Raw genomic sequence first — 17,654 nt, 5'->3', positions numbered from 1 at the left:
AACTCCTAACTCCTAACTCCTAACTCCTAACTCCTAACTCCCAACTCCTAACTCCCAACTCCTAACTCCTAACTCCTAACTCCTAACTCCTAACTCCTAACTCCTAACTCCCAACTCCTAACTCCTAACTCCTAACTCCTAACTAATGATTGCTTTGGCTTGCTGACTCCACTGTTGTACTAACTCAATTGCTGGACACAAATCTCGTCGCTGCATTGTTGCTACTTGCAAGCGCATAATTTGTTGGTGCAATCTGTGAGTCGGAGTTTGAGCTAACTGTGCTAAAGAACCAATACCCGCATGGAGCAATAAACCACAATATTGTGTCCCTACACTAGGAATACGCGCCAAGTCAGCCAAAGCTATCCATTTATTTACATACTGAAGATGAATTTGTAGTTTATTAGCTAACGCTACTCTTTCCTCTAGAGTCTTCCCTTGTTTGATTAGCCCTGCTGTGGTAGTAATTCCACAATTTTGCAGTTGAGATTGTTCCTCGTGGCTCAATCCAGGTAATTGCTCAATTGGCCAGTCACGAGATTGGATAGGACTTCTACTATTTGTATGTTTAGCAGACATTTTTGAAATTCAAATATAAGTTTGTTTAAATTTTGTCACAGTCGCTTCTTTGCAAAAGTATGCTCTTGCAATGCCAGTATTTGTTTTGGCGTGCGATCTTAACCAAACCTCTGACAATGCCATTGTATCGGCTGGTAATGCCATTGTATCGGGTGGTAATGCCATTGTATCGGGTGGTAATGCCATTGCATCGGCTGTTAATGCCATTGCATCGGCTGGTAATGCCATTGCATCGGCTGGTAATGCCATTGCATCGGGTGGTAATGCCATTGCATCGGGTGGTAATGCCATTGCATCGGCTTGCAAAAATTAGGTAGAGTCAATGGTTAGTATTTTCCACCGCACTTCTCTAGAGGTTTGGAGACTGAAAAGTAAATAGACCACACTGTAAGGGCACAGCAATGCTGTGCCCCTACTCGCCTTGGATAATAGTTACTAAGCTGAAAAACATCTAATTTGCATAACCGAATTAAACAGAACTCTTGTGGGGTGGACATCTTGCCCGCCCTAATGGGAGCAAGTTAAATGTGGAACAGCTTACTTGTCCGGCGAGAAAGACGCGTCTTTCTCGCATAGCTGACGTTAAAATGAGTTTAAAATATCTCAACTTTTGCTCGTCTAAAGTGGATTGCAGGAAGCTGATGATCCCAATTCCGAAAAGCGCAGCCCAGTTAGCCGGATGCAATTAATTTGTAATATTAGGTTTATCCGGTAATTAACTCGCCTCGGATCACAGTTACCGCTTGTCCGCCCAGTAAGACGCGATCGCCCCCGTTATAATACACCTTCACCACCCCACCGCGACTGGATGCTTGATAAGCCAAAAACTCATCTTTGTGCAAGCGATCGCGCCAGAACGCAGCAAGGCAACAATGGGCAGCCCCAGTAACGGGGTCTTCATTAATACCTACTCCTGGTGCAAAGAAGCGAGAGATGAAATCATAATTTGTATCAGGGTGCGTAACACTGGTGACAATAACATCACAAACAGGCAACGTTTTTAGGAGTTGAAAATTAGGCTGCATTTGCCGCACCAAATCTTCCGATTCCAATTCCACTAAATAACCTAGTGAATTCTGCAAGACAGATTTGTATGGTACACCCAAAGCAGCCTTGAGTTCTGGAGGAGCGATCGTTGCTTGTGAATGATTCACAGGAAAATTTAACTCAATCCACTCACCTTGTAACTTAGCAATCAGCACTCCGCTTTTGGTGTAGAAACGCCCAACTTCATCAGGTGACAAATGCCCTTCTGACCAAAGTACATGGGCACTAGCTAAAGTTGCATGACCACAAAGCGGTACTTCCACCGTGGGCGTAAACCAACGCAGATTAAAGCCATCATCTTGTCTAACTAGAAAAGCCGTTTCAGATAAATTCATCTCCTGCGCTACGTTCTGCATCCAGCGTTCCTCTTCGGGAGTAGGCAAAACACAGACAGCAGCAGGATTACCAGCGAAAGGTGTATTGGTGAAAGCATCAACTTGAGTAATGATTTGTCCCATTAGAGTCACCGGAAGTGAAAATATTTATAACTACGTTAATTTATATTTGTTTACATAGATTGAAATTTTTTTTCCGATTTACCTGAACTGTATTGATTTATAAATTAGGGATACAATCTCTAAAAACTAGAGTGAATGCTAAAGCAAAACGGAAACATAAGGATAAAAATCTTCAGAAGCATCTTTGCTGCTGTCAACTTAGGGCTAATTTCTGGAGCATTAGTTAGTTGTGCTGTTGAAGTACCGCAACCAGTTACTCCACCTGAGCAACAAAAACCAGTCCTACAACCGCCTACCCAACAGCCTAACCAGGTAAAGCAGAACGACAAAGATGACGACGACAAACATCGCGATCGCAAGGATGATAAAAAAGGCGACGACAAACATGGCGATCGCAAAGATGATAAAAACGATGACGATAAAGAAGATAACGACTAAATAAAGGCAAAACTATCACCTTTTGTTTGAGTTTCCATTTATGCTTATCCAACAAACTTCTACTTCCCTAATCGATACTTTACGCCTCCGACGGCAACAATTAGCCAACCTGATTAATTTTCCAGCAATTCTCTGGTCAGGTAGCAACACTCCGCGCAACTTTCCCGCAAATCCCTTTGTGTTTCGCGCTAGCAGTCATTTCCTCTACTTCGCCGGACTGCCATTATCAAACGCGGCAATTCGTCTAGAAGCGGGTAAGCTAGAACTATTCATCGACGATCCTTCACCCACCAGCGCCCTTTGGCATGGAGAAATGCCAACGCGCGAGGAAATAGCCCAGAAGATTGGGGCGGATGTGGCTCGACCAATGGCAGAATTAGAGTCTTGGGTAGAAAATGCCGCCACACTTGCTGTACAAGATGCCGCTACTTGGACACAGCAGACGCAGCTATTAAATAGATGGGTTTTACCACAAAGTCCTCCCGAAGGAATTGACTTAGAGTTAGCCAAGGCGATCGTTTCTCTCCGCCTGACTCATGATCATGCTGCATTAACCGAGTTGCGAAAAGCTGCTGCTGTCACTGTAGAAGCGCACAAAGCTGGTATGGCTGCAACACCTAAAGCGAAGCTGGAAGCAGAAGTTCGTGCAGCGATCGAAGGGGTAATTATTGCCCACAATATGACCACTTCCTACAACAGTATTGTCACCGTTCACGGTGAAGTTTTGCATAACGAACAATATCATCACCCCCTACAAGCAGGTGATTTACTGCTTGCGGATGTTGGCGCTGAAACCCAGACGGGTTGGGCAGGTGATGTCACCCGCACATGGCCAGTTTCTGGTAAATTTTCATCAACCCAGAGAGATATTTATAATGTCGTATTGGCAGCCCATGATGCTTGCATTGCCAGAATACATCCTGGTGTAGAGTATGGGGATATTCATCTACTAGCTGCCACGGTCATCGCTGAAGGTTTAGTAGAGTTAGGCATTTTACAAGGAAATCCCGAAGATTTAGTAAAAATGGATGCTCACGCGCTGTTTTTCCCTCATGGTATTGGTCATCTCCTGGGTTTAGATGTCCATGATCTGGAAGATTTGGGCGATTTAGCAGGGTATGAAGAGGGGCGTGAAAGGAGCGATCGCTTTGGCTTAGGCTACCTGCGTTTAAATCGTCCCCTGCGTCTAGGAATGTTAGTCACAATTGAGCCTGGTTTTTATCAAGTACCAGCAATTTTAAATGATGCCAATCTGCGCTCAAAATATCATAATGTCGTGAATTGGCAACGTTTATCACAATTTGCCGATGTGCGCGGAATCCGCATCGAAGATGATGTTTTAGTTACAACCGAAGGTAGCGAAGTTTTAACAGCCGCATTACCAAATAGTGCTAGTGCTGTAGAAGATTTAGTCAGTTGTTAAAAAATATGGGCGTTGCTGATTAGATGTAGAGGCGTTGCAATGCAACGTCTCTACAAGGGTTTTGAAATCACATAAAATATAGTATTCTCGTGATATTTTATATAATTCCAAATTCATGATCAAAAACCCCATAAGATTACTAGTTAACGGAGTTATTGTCAGTTTCGGACTATTGCCATTATTAGCTCAAGCACAGCAGCCGGTTTCTAATACCCAAGTTGCGGCGATGGTAGAAGCGTTGCGACGGGCTGCACCGCAGACAAAAAATGCCAACGATGGACTTTACAGCGAATGGCAAGTTAAACCAGAAACTCTCAAAGGCTGGTCAAAAACTTGTCTCAAACGAGAAATAACACCGACGCAGTTTGAAAACAGCCCCGCGATCGCTCGTCAAGTTATATCCTGTATTACACGCCGTGAGTTAAGCAATCAGTTTCGCGCCACCAATAATAATGAAATTGCATCTGTGCGTGGTGCAGCTTGTTGGTGGATGACTGGTAGCTATACAGGTTGTGAAAAAGGCTTCACTGCTGACTATGTGCAAAAAGTTGTCCGCTTTTACCAACAACAGCGTTAAAAACCAGCAGCAACTCAATCATAAAAAGGCGATTACAGTAGTTTTCAAATGTTGTAGCTACTTAAAGGACTTCCAAGAAATAAATTATCCAATCTTGTGGGGTGGACATCTTGTCCGCCCTTGGCTACGGGCGGGCTTTTCGTCCCACCCAACAAGTAGTAGTAATTTATTTGTTGGAGAACCTGATATCATCGGCAGATTCAGCATTTCTGTAACCAGAATCAAGTAAGGAACAGTGTCAGTGTCGTATCTGTCCTATCCTGGAGATGGGTAAATACTGTTGTGGGTGAGACTGTGTTTTTCAGCGTTGTGATACCGACTTATAATCGCCAACCAATTTTAGAAAAGTGCCTCCGCGCCTTGGAGATGCAGGAGTTAAGTCAGCCAAGTGCAGTTTCTCGTTACGAGATTGTTTTGGTGGATGATGGTTCTACTGATGGCACATTGGATTGGTTGACAGAATACAAAGAAGAGTTTCCCCATGTCCAATGGTTTCAGCAAGATCATGCTGGCCCAGCTGCCGCTCGGAATTTGGGAGTAGAAAAGGCGCTGGGAGATACAATTATCTTTATTGATAGTGATTTAGTGGTGCTGGATAATTTCCTGCAAGCTCACGCTAATGCACTAATGCAGGGACAGGAGAAATTGGGGAGCGATCGCTTTTTCACTTACGGTGCAGTTATTAATACTTGCAATTTCGACAATCCAACTGCTGAACCCTACAAAGTAACAGATTTTTCAGCAGCTTTTTTTGCTACGGGAAATGTCGCAATTCCTAAACATTGGCTAGAGAAAGCCGGACTTTTTGACACCAGTTTCCAACTCTATGGCTGGGAAGATTTAGAATTAGGTGTGCGGCTGAAAAAACTAGGTTTAACATTAATTAAATGTCCAGAAGCCGTAGGATATCACTGGCATCCACCATTTAAATTAGAGCAAATTCCCCGATTAATTGATCAAGAAATTCAACGCGGACGTATGGGAGTTTTGTTTTATCAAAAACATCCCACATGGGAAGTGCGAATGATGATTCAAATGACTTGGCTGCATCGCTTACTTTGGGGTATTCTTTCAGTCAATGGTGCGCTAAATGAACGGACAATGGCTCCATTTTTGCAATGGCTAATTAACTTAGGTAAACCTCAATTAGCTTTAGAAATTGCCCGAATTTTTCTCAATTGGTACAACGTGAAAGGTGTTTATCAAGCCTATGCCGAAATGCAGCAAGTATCATGATTAAAAAGTAAGGAGTACAGAATTAGGTATAACACATAAGTAAAATTACAAAATCCCTTTTCCTAATACCTTACGCTTCAAAACTAGTATCCGAGGTCTTGCTCCTGTACCTGAAAAACCTAAACCTTCGCGGAAGATTTCTGGCATATAAAATCGTGCCTCGCTATCCTTTTCCTTATCTTCGTAAATAACCCCCATTTCCTCTAGCATTCTTACTGTCGGCTGATCCATTTCAAACTGTTCTACTCCAAAAGGAATTCTTCGTTCAGAAGGGGGATATTTAGGTAGTATTTCCTCAACCCAAGTTTTGAAAGATAGATATTCTTCCTTGGCTTCTTCCACCTTCTTTTCACTACATGACTTAAGAGAGCGGCGAATAGCTTGAGGAGGTAAAAGACGGCTCGTAGACCACTTTTCAAATTGTACTTCTTTAGTTATTTCTACAGTAATATCGGCTGCGTGGAACAATAAACGAACAATATCTCTCGCCTGAAGCCTACCATTAAAATCTGTTAAAGCTGCAAATATCCAGGAAGCTGTATATGCTTCTTTCGAGTTATCTGAACCTAGCCTTTTACCCCATAATTTTTCTAATCGCTCTATAATATTCTGTTTATTTAAACTGTTAATCTCTGCTAGAGATGCATCTATTACTTGAGACTGGCTGCATATCCAAAAGACTAGACGCAGAAAAGAATCTTGATCCCAAGATAGATCATACGAAAGGTAAAGATTTTCAAACTGTTTTAAGTTTTGAGTAATTGTATAACGCAGGAAATCACGGCGCAGAAAAATTATTACCCCAAGGTTAGACTGCCTAATTTCTGATAATCTCTTTGGTAAATCATCAATCAAAGCTTTTAAAGCAATTTTTTCTTGATTGCTGGATGCAATGTTTGGGAATATATCCTCTAATCCATCAAATAGAAAGATAATACGTAAGCCTCTATCTTTCAAATCACGATTTATGATGCTAAGAATATTAGGACTATGTGTTTCAGGATTCACACCTATAGCTTTTGCAATTTGATTAATCCAGAATTCCGTCCATTCTGGTTCACTCCAGTTTTCAGCCGCAATTGCTCTTTTAATTCTATCTACATATTCTGAAGGTAGAAACTCAGGAACACTATCTCCCAAAGCTGATATCGCCTCATTTCTAGCTTCGTTAATCACAATTTTTGCATTATCTTTAATGTTACTTGATTCAAGGAAAGGAAAGATATGTGTTTTTATTTCTGATTCCTGAATTGTATTATCTATACGATTTAAAAAACTTTCCCAGTATTTAAAACGTGACAACTGTATATAGTTAAACGTTTTTCCCGCACCTTTAGCTCCAATTGATACGACATGAGGTAATTCATCTCGAAAATTGGTAGCTAAATTCTTCAATGGTTCTGTTACTAATAAATCTTCTCCCCGCCCTTGTTCAGCATACTCATATTGCTGACACAAATCTCTGAGTCTACGAACCTCAACAATTTCTTGATGCTCTTTTGTAGATTTTGACTGTAATTCCTGCTCATTCGGTATAACCAACTGTTCTTTAGCCCACTCCTTTGCTACATTCATCACTGAAGTTGGACTTAGTTTTAATCGAGAATCTTCCCAATTGTTAATGTATAGTAATTCTTGGGCAAAATAGGTTTCTTTGATTTCCAATCTTGTAGCATATAAATTATCTTCTTCTGGCTGTGCATAAGCAGACTGAAATCTCACCAATGCATCTTCAAAGGCTGGTAAAGACTTTAGTTCTGGCATTAACATACTAATTAATAAACACGGCTCGTAATAGCTTTTATCATCAACTCTTTCTTCTGGCGGTGCAACTCTACCAATTTGCTCTAAAACAAGACTTGTACCTATGACTGATTGCTCAGTGATTGTTGTCACAAGAAAGCGCTGAATTCTAGGATCAAAAATGATGGGGCTGGATATTTCACTCAAACCCGCTCTCAAATCAATGAACACATAGTCAGCACCAACAGCCTTACCTAGACTATGAATAGCATTACCCCATTCCCAAGCGCCGTCTGGACTTCTAACCAACTGCTCTGGCAGAATAGGTGTATCTAATAGCTGATCATCATCAAGACAGGCAGGTAAAAAATAGACAGTTGACTTTCCTTCATATTTAGAAGATTTCTTAACTTCTCTGGCAAATAATGAAAGTGTTTGTTCTCTTTCAATAGGAGAATAGTGATAAACTTCAAGAAAATCAATTAAAGAAACAGATGGTTGCTGCTTTTCTGAACGATTCCAATAGGTAAGACCAGGAGCTTCTAAATCAGCATCAATAACCAATACATTAATAGACAAATCTAGTTCTTTAGCTCTATCTAGTAAGGCAAAAAGATGCGCTGCTAAATTTAATGTTCTACCTACACCACCTTTGAAAGAATAAAAGGCTATTAGATTAGGTTTTTCAGTATATGCATCTGGAAGCTTAACTTGTTTTTCTATTACATTTTTTATTTCTGAATCATTTTCAATATAAGCAATTTCTTCCCAAAATGGACGTATAGAAATATCGATTGTAGATGCTTTTTCTCCGAGAATAAATTCCACTGGTAATGTAGCGTCACCAAGATCAAGTTGTATAATAGACTGATCTTCTTGATACCAGTCGCCAAACCATTCTTTTAAGGTATTATTGGCGTTTTCTATACTCTGGTCATTTTTCAGACCAATTTCTAAGGCATCTGAGAAACAACGAATTCTTACTACTCCATCTGGTAGTTTGCTGCCATAGTGGGTTTTGCGGCAAATAGTTCTTCTGACATCAAGCCATGTTAGTAGTCTCAGAGATTTCATAGTCTTTTAAGTTCTCCATCAATCCATTTGACAATTTCTAACAATTTATTTTCTAATTCTTCATCGGTTGTATCTGCTAATGAAGAGCATCCACCATATCGCCACATTTGGTTAACTTCTCCAGGAGTAAATTTTCTTTCATCATCCTTGCCACTTTTACCTTTTATTGGTTTCATAGTTAACTGTGCTGGTAATTTCAAATTGTTGCCAGCAGACAAACAATCTAGTAGCTTGTTCACATCATGTTGGCATTGAGCAATATCTATACATAAATCGGTACGATTTGTTCGTGGTTTTCCCCTTTTCATCAAAACTGCTTTCAAACCACATTCAACTGCATAAAATAAGAGTAACCGATGAGCGTTAGATCGTGGCGTCTTACAAGAAGCAGACCAATTATCTCGCCAAGCTTTCTCTATTTCTCTATCTGTAAACGGAATTACCATTATGCTATTTGTAGTCTAACTAACTAAGCATTAACTCAGATATACTATGTCAAAATCGCCCCACCCATCAACCGCTCATACCGATACTTCAACTCTTCTTTCATCAAATACCAACGCTCTAAAGTAACATCCATCTCTATAATTTTCTCTGCTGCTTGCCGTGCCAAAAGTAAAACTTCTTCATCTTCAACCAAGCTGGCTAACGTAAAATCTGGCACCCCAGATTGCCGAGTTCCCAGCACTTGCCCAGGGCCACGAAAACGCATATCCATCTCTGAGATGAAAAAACCATCCTGAGATTGTTCCAATACCTTCAACCGTTGTTGAGCATCAGGACTCCTAGAACTGCTCATCAATAGACAGTAAGACTGAGCCGCGCCACGACCGACACGCCCCCGTAGTTGGTGCAGTTGTGATAAGCCAAATCGCTCGGCATTTTCAATGAGCATGACTGTAGCATTAGGTACGTCTACACCAACCTCAATAACGGTAGTAGAAACCAAAATTTGCGTTTGGTTATCACGAAATTTGGTAATCGCTTCATCCTTATCGGCTGAACTCATGCGACCGTGCAGCAGTCCCACTTGAAAGTCGGGAAAAACGCTTTCTTGTAACTTTTGATGCTCCTCAGTTGCCGATCGCAAATCCAGTTTTTCTGATTCTTCCACTAACGGCAAAACCACGTAAACTTGTCTACCTTGGGCAATTTCTCGGCGGATCAGGTCGTAAGCATGGTTGCGTTGCTGACCTGACAAGACTGTTGTTTGAATCTTTTGTCGTCCTGGTGGTAACTCATCAATTTGGCTGACATCCAAATCCCCGTGTATCGTCAGTGCTAAGGTTCTGGGAATCGGAGTAGCTGTCATAGTTAACACATGGGGTTGCTCGCCTTTTTGCTGCAAACGCGCCCGTTGTTCTACTCCAAAGCGATGCTGCTCATCAATCACCACTAACCCCAGTTGATGGAAGTTTACGGGGTCTTGAATTAAGGCATGGGTTCCCACTAACAGAGGTAATTCACCAGTTCCTAACTGAGAATGTATTTGTCTTCGTTTAGCAGTTTTGGTAGAACCTGTCAGTAATTCCACTGGTAAATGCAGTAGGTTAAACCAACCAACTAACTTGCGATAGTGTTGTTCTGCCAAAACTTCTGTAGGAGCCATCAACGCCGCTTGGTAGCCAGATTGAATTGCTGCGAGGATAGCCAGCACGGCGACAACCGTTTTACCAGAACCGACATCGCCTTGCACCAAACGATTCATCGGCACAGGTTTTTGTAAATCGTTGAGAATGTCGTTGAGGACTCGTTGCTGTGCGCCAGTGAGTTGAAAAGGTAGTATTTCATGGAATTTCTCTACAAGTTGACCGCGTGGTACAAGGATGGCGCTGGTTTGAATCGCCCTTGCTTGCTGCTGACGTTGCAGTAACCCAAGTTGCAGGTAGAAAAATTCATCAAAGACTAGGCGACGACGGGCAACTTGTAGAGCGGCGCTATCACTGGGAAAATGGATGTTAGCGATCGCATCTTTCAATTCCATCAAACCATACTTCTGTCGCAAACCACTTGGCAAGGGGTCTTTCAGGTTAGCCGCAGCAGGCAAAACAGCAATTACCGCCTGTCGCACTGTATTCGCCACCACGCCCTCAGTCAGTCCATAAATTGGTACCACCCGCCCAATATTCAGCGACTCAATCGAATCTCCTGGATTTGCCAAAACCTCTAGTTCGGGATTATCCAGTGTCAAGCCATATTTACTTTCTTTCACCAACCCACACGCCGCCAGAATACTACCTACTGGATAACGGCGTTTTAAACTTTCTTGCCAAGCGCGACTGCTAAAGCGCGTACCTGCGTAAAAACGACCAATTTTGATTTGACCACTGTTATCTTTGACGATTAGTTCTAAAATTGATAATTTCTGATTTTTGGGACTACTAAAGCAGTTGCAACGCTTCACTGTAGCGACTATTGTCACCGTCTCACCCGCCTGTAACTCGCGGATATTCACCTGACGCGCATAATCAATGTGGTCACGGGGATAGTAGAAAAGCAAGTCGCGGACGGTTTGTAAACCAAGCCGTGCCAAATTACCAGCTTTTTTGAAGCCTATTTCTGGTAAATCACTGAGTTTTTGCTCAATTTTCGGGGCAAGCGTCCGACTCACCTCAGCAACAATTGGAGATTTTGGATTTTGGATTTTTTTCCCCTGCTCCCCTGCTCCCCTGCTCCTCTGCTCCCCCTGCTCCTCTTGCTGTAGTTGGGAGAGATACCTGCGAGTCTCTGCTACTAAATGTTGTCTTTCTTCCTGTGCTAGATGTGGATAACTAGCAAATTGCACCGCTAGTCCTTGCCAACGGCGGCGTTCAGTTTGGGGTAAGCCTGTGGGGAATTTGCCCAAAGTTAGGCTCAGAAATTCACTGAAGCGGTATTGTTTGCCCACCAAATCTGTAAAGCCACGTTCGGCTTCTATTGCCAGGGCTTTGTGCAATCGTATCCAATCTGGTTTTTCATTAGTCATTGGTCAGCAGGGTTAGGAGTGAGGAGTAGAGACGCGATTAATCGCGTCTGTACAGAAGTTAGGAGTTAGCAGTAAATTACTCATAACTCATAATTCATAACTCATAACTTTATTCAAACCAACTAGCACGCCATGCAGCTTCAGCTTCAGCGATCGCTCTTTCTCGATGTTTCTTTTGATACTCTCGTCCTAGCTTGTTTAGCTGAACTAAAATACTGCGGATTTGCCTACGCTCAGAGGAGAGTGTCACATCAGCAAATTCAATTTCGCCTAGCCGCAGGTTAATAGCCATGATTTGCGTCAGTCCCGAATCTTCTGACTGCTGCTCATTTTCAATTTCAATTACTAAGTTTAATAAGTTGGGTGGCCCTGGCATTACCTCGGCAGATGCTTCTGATGCCGCCGCCGCCGCCGCTAAAATCGGTTCTGGTAATTTTTTGGGTAATATCCCAGCTTTTTGTAATAAAAGATTAGCATCATGCGAAAGTTTTTTCAGTATCTCTTGCGTGACCTCTTCTAAGTTCTGTTGCCATTTTGCCAGTTCTATAGGATTAGAGGTGTCGAGGGTAAGAGGCTCAGGCGTAGATGTGCCCACGATCACAGGAATTACTCCCTCATCCCCCTCATCCCCCTCATCCCCCTCATCCCCTTCATCCCCTTCATCCCCCTCATCCCCCTCATCCCCCTCATCTCCCTCATCTCCCTCATCTCCCTCACTTTTAATAGAAGTGAGCAATTGTTCAGCTGCCAATTGGCCCAACTTGCGGATGGCTTGTTGCAATTGTTGGCGCTGATTCAATGACAAATGCAGAAAGTTTTCAGGATACCCCTGAGTACAAAGGTGGTAACTCGCCAGAATCAACTGTTTTCGTACAGCTAGCCCCAAGGTGTTTAGATAACTAGCATAAGCGGTTTCTAGTTCTACTGCGATCGCCTGAATCGCTTCTTTGAGTCCTGCAATATCCCGTTCAATTCGCTCGATTGCTCTTGCCATATCTTTCGTTCTTGCCCATCTGAACCATTACATAGTACAAATGTACAAATTTATTTTAGGATAACTTTCCAGAGGATTTTAGATTTTAAATTAAATGCGATATTTCGCGTCTCTACTAATAAAATACAGGTCAGGCTATTTGCTTGACCTGTCCTTGAATAAGTTAGGAGTTATGAATTATGAAGCTAACTTCCTATTAACAGACGCGATGAATCGCGTCTCTACTCCTAACTCCTGTACAGACGCGATGAATCGCGTCTCTACTCCTAACTCTTGTACAGACGCGATTAATCGCGTCTCTAACTAATATTACTTAGTGCCCATTTGTGCAGCGACTTCATCAGCAAAGCTAATTTCTTGCTTTTCAATGCCTTCGCCCAGTATATAGCGGACAAAGCGGGCCACTTGAATCTCTTCGCCTAATTGCCCCTTCACTTGCTTCACCAAGTCTTCCACAGAAATACTTTGATCGCGAATGTAAGGTTGATCGAGCAAAGTCAATTCTTTCAGGCGTTTTTCAATTCGTCCCTGAACAATCTTTTCTTTAATGTTATCTGGCTTGTTCGCCAAATCGTCCTTGCCCATTTCAATGTCTTTTTCCTTTTGGGCAACTTCGGTGGGGATTTGATCTACGCTCACATACTCAACATTGGGACAAGCTGCAACTTGCATTGCAGTGTTCCGTGCCAAGCTTTGGAACTCTTGATTCGAAGCCACCCCTTCAGTTTGAGAACCCAGTTCTACCAATACACCGACTCGACCGCCAGTGTGAATGTAGCTGTCTACTACACCTTGGGTGCCTTCTGCTAGTGCAAAATTAATAAAGCGACGCACTTGGATGTTTTCACCGAGGGTAGCAATAGTTTGCTTGATGAATTCTTCTACAGTTGCACTTTCATTTTCAATATAGGGTTGAGCCAACAAAGACTCAACACTATTAGTAGTCGCTGCTTGCTTTGCTAGGTTCTTAACTAAAGCTTTAAAAGCCTCGTTCCGAGCAACAAAATCGGTTTGGCAGTTGACTTCTATGAGTACACCCACCCGACCACCGGGCTGAATGTAAGTGTCCACTAGACCTTCTGCTGCAACGCGATCGCTTTTTGCGCCCGCCTTAGAGATGCCCTTTTTCCGTAGCCAGTCTACGGCTTCTTCTACGTTGCCATCAGTCTCTATCAGCGCTTTTTTGCAGTCCATCATGCCGGCACCAGTTTTTTGGCGTAGCTCTTGGACGAGTTTTGCAGATATTTCCGCCATGTTGCCTCAATTCCTAACTTGACCTCGAGTTGTAATCGCTCACGGGTGTTGAGTATTTCTATCTTACTCAGGGCTGGGGGAGAAAAAATAATGAAGTTATGAGGTATGAGTTTTTTCGCCTCTACCTTAGCCTACGAATTGCCGCAGGCTAGGGCGGATTGCTGCTACTCTGCTAACAACCGCCCTCCCTCGGACACTTGCTTCACCCCTGCTTTGCTTATTCCTCTACTTCCTCGTCGGGAATTACGGCGTCAGTATATTCGGTTTCTTCGTAGTCTTCGTCATACTCACCGCCTTCGTAATCTTCGTCATACTCTTCAGCATCCAGCTGACCGTGACGACCTTCATAAATGGCATCCGCCAATTTTCCTACTATCAGCTTAATTGACCTGATAGCATCGTCGTTTGCTGGGATAGGGATATCTACTACATCTGGGTCACAGTTTGTATCCAGCATAGACACAATAGGAATACTCAGCTTTTGGCATTCTTGAACTGCGTTATATTCCCGCCGTTGGTCTACAATTACCACGATATCGGGCACTTTCCGCATTGTTTTAATGCCGCCCAAGTATTTCTGAAGCTTCGTCATTTCCCGACGTAGCATTGAGGCTTCTTTTTTCGGTAATAAGTCTAGTGCGCCAGTTTCCTCACGGCGTTCTAAATCTTTCAGACGGTCTACCCGTGTTTTGATGGTTGCCCAGTTGGTCAACATTCCGCCCAACCAGCGTTGATTAATATAGTGGGAACCACAACGGGTGGCTTCTTGGGCAATAATTCCAGCTGCTTGCCGCTTGGTGCCGACGAAAAGAAATTTCTTCCCTTGTTCTGCGTGCGATCGCATGTAGTTATAAGCATTATCCATCAACTGGGCAGTTTGCACCAAGTCGATGATATGCACACCATTGCGGGAAGTATAAATGTAAGGAGACATTTTTGGGTTCCAACGCCGGGTCTGATGCCCAAAGTGAACCCCTGACTCCATCATTTGAGCCAATGAAACTACTGGCATATTTCTAACTCCTATTCGGGTTAAACCTCCATCCAAGTGCATTTCCCAACTGGGAAACACCCGAATTCTCAGATGTGCGAGATTAGTTAACTATACTAGGCTAGCATATTCGGAAGAGTTATAGTTTGTTGACAGAGCGAGTGGAAGAAAATATAACCTTGCTAGGTTTTGAGTAGGTAGGTTTTAAGAATGGAGCTAAGCGGATTCGAACCGCTGACCCCCTCAATGCCATTGAGGTGCGCTACCAACTGCGCTATAACCCCTTAAAATCCATTATAGATAATCGCTTAATTATCGGTACTTTGTCAAGCTTTTTGTGGAAACTAAATTTTAAATATCTCCTCTAGCACTCAGCACTCTCTACGACACTCGCAACAAATAGGTCATACAGTGCCCCATCAAAAAATAAACTACTAACATGGCAGCAGCAGCTAGAGCAACTAATGTACCAGCCAACATGAGAGAAAATTCTTTACTCTCGTAGGCTCTTTCCATTAAGTGCAGCGACCACGCGACCAGGGCTACATCAAAAAGTAAAATAGGAATCAACATATTTTTAATATTTATTAATACTTGTAAAATAATATTAACACCCTTTTAAGGAAGTGTGTCTAACCTCAGATGGATGTTATTAACTGGTAAATAGTCATTCAGGACAATGTTCTTACTGGCACGTTGCGATCGCGTAAATAATTTTTGATTTCTGCTACGCTTAATTGCCCGTAATGTAACAGTGATGCCAGTAATGCGGCTTCAGCTTTGCCTTCAGTTAGGGCTGTGTAGATATGTTCACAATTACCTGCACCACCAGAAGCAATGACGGGAATTTCTACAGCATCGGCAATTGCCCGTGTGATCTCGATATCATACCCGGCTTGGGTTCCATCAGCATCCATACTTGTTACTAGCAGTTCTCCAGCCCCGCGTTTTTCAACTTCTTGTGCCCACAGTAGGGCATCTAAGCCTGTATTTTCCCTGCCACCGCGCACATACACATCCCAACCTGGATTGTCCGGGTTATTTCTGCGCCTGGCATCAATAGCAACAACTATGCACTGATTACCAAAGCGATCGCTAGCCCGATTAATCAAGTCTGGTTCCCGCACTGCCGCAGAATTAATACTAACCTTATCTGCGCCCGCTCGTAACAAAGCTTTAACATTTTCTAAGGATTGAATGCCACCACCCACAGTCAATGGAATAAAGACCTGTTCAGCAGTGCGGTAGACCACATCTAAAATAGTAGCTCGGTCTTCATGAGTAGCTGTAATATCCAGAAATACTAACTCATCAGCACCGGCTTCGTTGTAAACCTTGGCTAGCTCTACGGGATCGCCTGCATCTTGGAGATTGACAAAGTTAACTCCTTTTACAACCCGTCCCGCCTTCACATCTAAGCACGGTAAGATTCTTTTAGATAACATAATAACTTTTGTACTTCTGGGTAATTGACCGGAATTTAAATTTTAAATTGGCGCGGGTATTCTCAAACGAAAATTTTCACGGGCATTATTCATGGGGCATTGGGCATTGGGCATGGGGCATTGGGCATTGGGCATGGGTTATTCTCCTTGTCTCCCTCATCTCCCTCATCCCCACTCCCCACTCCCCACTCCCCACCTCTAGTCCCTTAAAAGATAGCTGAATTATGGCGATAATCTCCTCGAAAAAACAGCCTCCAGAACCTAACGGAGAACCAAAGCAGCGTCGGGAGTCGGCGAAAGCACCTTCCACAGACAACATTTTGCAACCTGAAGCTGCTATTGATGAACAAGATAAGCAGGAAGAGGGTATTCGACCGCAGCGATTTGCCGATTACATTGGGCAAAAAGATTTAAAGGATGTGCTAGATATTGCTATCAAAGCCGCCAAGTCTCGTGGTGAGGTGTTGGATCACTTGCTGTTGTATGGGCCACCGGGATTGGGCAAAACTACAATGGCCATGATTTTAGCATCGGAAATGGGGGTGAATTACAAAATAACCAGTGCGCCAGCCCTAGAACGTCCACGAGATATTGTCGGGCTACTGGTGAACCTCAAGCCAGGAGATATTTTATTTGTGGATGAAATTCATCGCCTCTCGCGGATGACGGAGGAAATTCTCTATCCGGCAATGGAAGATTATCGCCTAGATATTACTATTGGTAAGGGTTCTGGCGCTCGTATCAGAAGTTTGCCGCTATCAAAGTTTACCCTAGTGGGGGCTACAACGCGTGTGGGTGCTTTAACTTCACCACTGCGCGATCGCTTTGGTTTAATTCAAAAACTCCGATTTTACGAAGTTGACGAACTGACTAAAATTGTACTGCGAACCGCTCAATTACTCAAAACTCCCGTTACAGATGATGGTGCCACAGAGATTGCCCGTCGTTCACGCGGAACGCCACGTATTGCTAACAGGTTACTTAAACGAGTCCGTGATTATGCGGAAGTAAAAATATCTGGTGAGATTAATGAAAGCGTTGCATCTGAGGCGCTGCAACTATTCCAAGTAGATCCCTGCGGTTTAGATTGGACAGACCGCCAGATGCTGAGTGTAATAATTGAACAATTTAACGGTGGGCCAGTGGGGTTGGAAACAATGGCAGCAGCGACGGGTGAAGATACTCAAACAATTGAAGAGGTGTACGAACCTTACCTCATGCAGATTGGGTATTTAACTAGAACTCATCGTGGGAGGATGGCGACTAAAGCAGCATATAAGCATTTGGGATTCACGCCGCCTAATGAACAGTTGTCATTATTGTAATTATGGGAAATTGGGCATTGGGCATTGGGCATTGGGCATGGGCATTGGTTATTCTCCTTGTCCCCCTTATCCTCCTCATCTCCCCCTACTCCCCACTCCCCACTC

The 17,654-nt window shown here is 43.1% G+C and carries 17 protein-coding genes and 1 tRNA gene; 6 read left to right on the top strand and 12 right to left on the bottom strand.

Translation table 11 applies throughout. The annotated features are described in order from the left end of the window. Positions 1–138 precede the first annotated feature (138 nt). The 3 genes from HWQ23_RS14395 to HWQ23_RS14385 form a co-directional block, all read right to left on the bottom strand. Entirely contained in the window at positions 139–579 is a 441-nt protein-coding gene (locus HWQ23_RS14395) for a DUF4332 domain-containing protein (RefSeq protein ID WP_292829354.1), read from the bottom strand. Between the two features lie 9 nt (positions 580–588). Beyond that, the gene (locus tag HWQ23_RS14390) at positions 589–885 is read right to left on the bottom strand and encodes a hypothetical protein (RefSeq protein WP_292829352.1); all 297 of its coding nucleotides are present in this window, start codon (positions 883–885) and stop codon (positions 589–591) included. Between the two features lie 398 nt (positions 886–1,283). Further along, positions 1,284–2,084, bottom strand: coding sequence for a PhzF family phenazine biosynthesis protein (locus HWQ23_RS14385; protein ID WP_292829350.1), 801 nt, complete (start codon positions 2,082–2,084; stop codon positions 1,284–1,286). A 135-nt stretch (positions 2,085–2,219) separates the two neighbouring features. Here HWQ23_RS14385 and HWQ23_RS14380 point away from each other — a divergent pair, with 135 nt between their 5' ends. From HWQ23_RS14380 to HWQ23_RS14365, 4 genes are all read left to right on the top strand, one after another. After that, positions 2,220–2,522 (top strand): hypothetical protein, encoded by a 303-nt coding sequence (locus HWQ23_RS14380; protein ID WP_292829348.1) that lies wholly within the window; start codon positions 2,220–2,222, stop codon positions 2,520–2,522. 40 nt (positions 2,523–2,562) lie between these two features. Next, the gene (locus HWQ23_RS14375; RefSeq protein WP_292829346.1) at positions 2,563–3,945 is read left to right on the top strand and encodes an aminopeptidase P family protein; all 1,383 of its coding nucleotides are present in this window, start codon (positions 2,563–2,565) and stop codon (positions 3,943–3,945) included. A gap of 115 nt (positions 3,946–4,060) precedes the next feature. After that, a complete protein-coding gene (locus HWQ23_RS14370; RefSeq protein ID WP_292829344.1) occupies positions 4,061–4,522 on the top strand; it encodes a hypothetical protein in 462 nt (153 codons plus the stop codon). A gap of 294 nt (positions 4,523–4,816) precedes the next feature. Then, positions 4,817–5,758 carry a glycosyltransferase family 2 protein gene (locus tag HWQ23_RS14365; RefSeq protein WP_292829366.1) on the top strand — a complete coding sequence of 314 codons (942 nt, stop codon included), beginning with the start codon at positions 4,817–4,819 and terminating at the stop codon, positions 5,756–5,758. Positions 5,759–5,803: 45 nt separating this feature from the next. Here the strand turns inward: HWQ23_RS14365 and HWQ23_RS14360 are convergent, their stop codons facing one another. From HWQ23_RS14360 to HWQ23_RS14345, 4 genes are all read right to left on the bottom strand, one after another. Continuing rightward, positions 5,804–8,575 (bottom strand): ParA family protein, encoded by a 2,772-nt coding sequence (locus HWQ23_RS14360; protein WP_292829342.1) that lies wholly within the window; start codon positions 8,573–8,575, stop codon positions 5,804–5,806. Then, a complete protein-coding gene (locus HWQ23_RS14355) occupies positions 8,572–9,021 on the bottom strand; it encodes a hypothetical protein (protein WP_292829340.1) in 450 nt (149 codons plus the stop codon). The genes HWQ23_RS14360 and HWQ23_RS14355 overlap by 4 nt, the downstream gene beginning before the upstream one ends. 44 nt (positions 9,022–9,065) lie before the next feature. Further along, positions 9,066–11,540: an ATP-dependent DNA helicase RecG gene (recG, locus tag HWQ23_RS14350; RefSeq protein ID WP_292829338.1), complete on the bottom strand. Its 2,475-nt coding sequence runs from the start codon at positions 11,538–11,540 to the stop codon at positions 9,066–9,068. Positions 11,541–11,649: 109 nt separating this feature from the next. Then, positions 11,650–12,534 (bottom strand): hypothetical protein, encoded by an 885-nt coding sequence (locus HWQ23_RS14345; protein WP_292829336.1) that lies wholly within the window; start codon positions 12,532–12,534, stop codon positions 11,650–11,652. A gap of 172 nt (positions 12,535–12,706) precedes the next feature. Here HWQ23_RS14345 and HWQ23_RS14340 point away from each other — a divergent pair, with 172 nt between their 5' ends. Further along, on the top strand, positions 12,707–12,841 hold the full coding sequence (locus HWQ23_RS14340; RefSeq protein ID WP_292829334.1) for a hypothetical protein: 135 nt from the start codon (positions 12,707–12,709) through the stop codon (positions 12,839–12,841). 2 nt (positions 12,842–12,843) lie between these two features. Here the strand turns inward: HWQ23_RS14340 and tsf are convergent, their stop codons facing one another. The 5 genes from tsf to hisF all read right to left on the bottom strand — a co-directional run bounded on the left by tsf (position 12,844) and on the right by hisF (position 16,224). Beyond that, a complete protein-coding gene (gene tsf / locus HWQ23_RS14335; RefSeq protein WP_292829332.1) occupies positions 12,844–13,788 on the bottom strand; it encodes a translation elongation factor Ts in 945 nt (314 codons plus the stop codon). Between the two features lie 217 nt (positions 13,789–14,005). Continuing rightward, positions 14,006–14,800 carry a 30S ribosomal protein S2 gene (rpsB, locus tag HWQ23_RS14330; protein WP_292829330.1) on the bottom strand — a complete coding sequence of 265 codons (795 nt, stop codon included), beginning with the start codon at positions 14,798–14,800 and terminating at the stop codon, positions 14,006–14,008. A gap of 190 nt (positions 14,801–14,990) precedes the next feature. Then, a tRNA-Ala gene (locus HWQ23_RS14325) sits at positions 14,991–15,063 on the bottom strand. 97 nt (positions 15,064–15,160) lie between these two features. Next, the gene (locus HWQ23_RS14320) at positions 15,161–15,352 is read right to left on the bottom strand and encodes a hypothetical protein (protein ID WP_292790028.1); all 192 of its coding nucleotides are present in this window, start codon (positions 15,350–15,352) and stop codon (positions 15,161–15,163) included. Between the two features lie 98 nt (positions 15,353–15,450). Next, positions 15,451–16,224: an imidazole glycerol phosphate synthase subunit HisF gene (gene hisF / locus HWQ23_RS14315; protein WP_292829316.1), complete on the bottom strand. Its 774-nt coding sequence runs from the start codon at positions 16,222–16,224 to the stop codon at positions 15,451–15,453. Positions 16,225–16,448: 224 nt separating this feature from the next. Here hisF and ruvB point away from each other — a divergent pair, with 224 nt between their 5' ends. Then, a complete protein-coding gene (gene ruvB / locus HWQ23_RS14310) occupies positions 16,449–17,549 on the top strand; it encodes a Holliday junction branch migration DNA helicase RuvB (RefSeq protein WP_292829314.1) in 1,101 nt (366 codons plus the stop codon). The last annotated feature ends 105 nt before the right edge of the window (positions 17,550–17,654 follow it).

It is taken from the genome of Nostoc sp. JL33, from assembly GCF_017114985.1.
Taxonomy (GTDB): domain Bacteria; phylum Cyanobacteriota; class Cyanobacteriia; order Cyanobacteriales; family Nostocaceae; genus Nostoc.
Note: the sequence above shows the minus strand (reverse complement) of the source record. Positions and strands in the feature narration are given on the sequence as shown.

Coding starts and splice junctions, on each gene's coding strand:
- hisF (WP_292829316.1), bottom strand. CDS start 16,224: ATGTTATCTAAAAGAATCTTACCGTGCTTAGATGTGAAGGCGGGACGG.
- rpsB (WP_292829330.1), bottom strand. CDS start 14,800: ATGCCAGTAGTTTCATTGGCTCAAATGATGGAGTCAGGGGTTCACTTT.
- HWQ23_RS14395 (WP_292829354.1), bottom strand. CDS start 579: ATGTCTGCTAAACATACAAATAGTAGAAGTCCTATCCAATCTCGTGAC.
- HWQ23_RS14380 (WP_292829348.1), top strand. CDS start 2,220: ATGCTAAAGCAAAACGGAAACATAAGGATAAAAATCTTCAGAAGCATC.
- HWQ23_RS14385 (WP_292829350.1), bottom strand. CDS start 2,084: ATGGGACAAATCATTACTCAAGTTGATGCTTTCACCAATACACCTTTC.
- HWQ23_RS14345 (WP_292829336.1), bottom strand. CDS start 12,534: ATGGCAAGAGCAATCGAGCGAATTGAACGGGATATTGCAGGACTCAAA.
- ruvB (WP_292829314.1), top strand. CDS start 16,449: ATGGCGATAATCTCCTCGAAAAAACAGCCTCCAGAACCTAACGGAGAA.
- HWQ23_RS14355 (WP_292829340.1), bottom strand. CDS start 9,021: ATGGTAATTCCGTTTACAGATAGAGAAATAGAGAAAGCTTGGCGAGAT.
- HWQ23_RS14320 (WP_292790028.1), bottom strand. CDS start 15,352: ATGTTGATTCCTATTTTACTTTTTGATGTAGCCCTGGTCGCGTGGTCG.
- HWQ23_RS14360 (WP_292829342.1), bottom strand. CDS start 8,575: ATGAAATCTCTGAGACTACTAACATGGCTTGATGTCAGAAGAACTATT.
- HWQ23_RS14375 (WP_292829346.1), top strand. CDS start 2,563: ATGCTTATCCAACAAACTTCTACTTCCCTAATCGATACTTTACGCCTC.
- recG (WP_292829338.1), bottom strand. CDS start 11,540: ATGACTAATGAAAAACCAGATTGGATACGATTGCACAAAGCCCTGGCA.
- HWQ23_RS14340 (WP_292829334.1), top strand. CDS start 12,707: ATGAATTATGAAGCTAACTTCCTATTAACAGACGCGATGAATCGCGTC.
- HWQ23_RS14370 (WP_292829344.1), top strand. CDS start 4,061: ATGATCAAAAACCCCATAAGATTACTAGTTAACGGAGTTATTGTCAGT.
- tsf (WP_292829332.1), bottom strand. CDS start 13,788: ATGGCGGAAATATCTGCAAAACTCGTCCAAGAGCTACGCCAAAAAACT.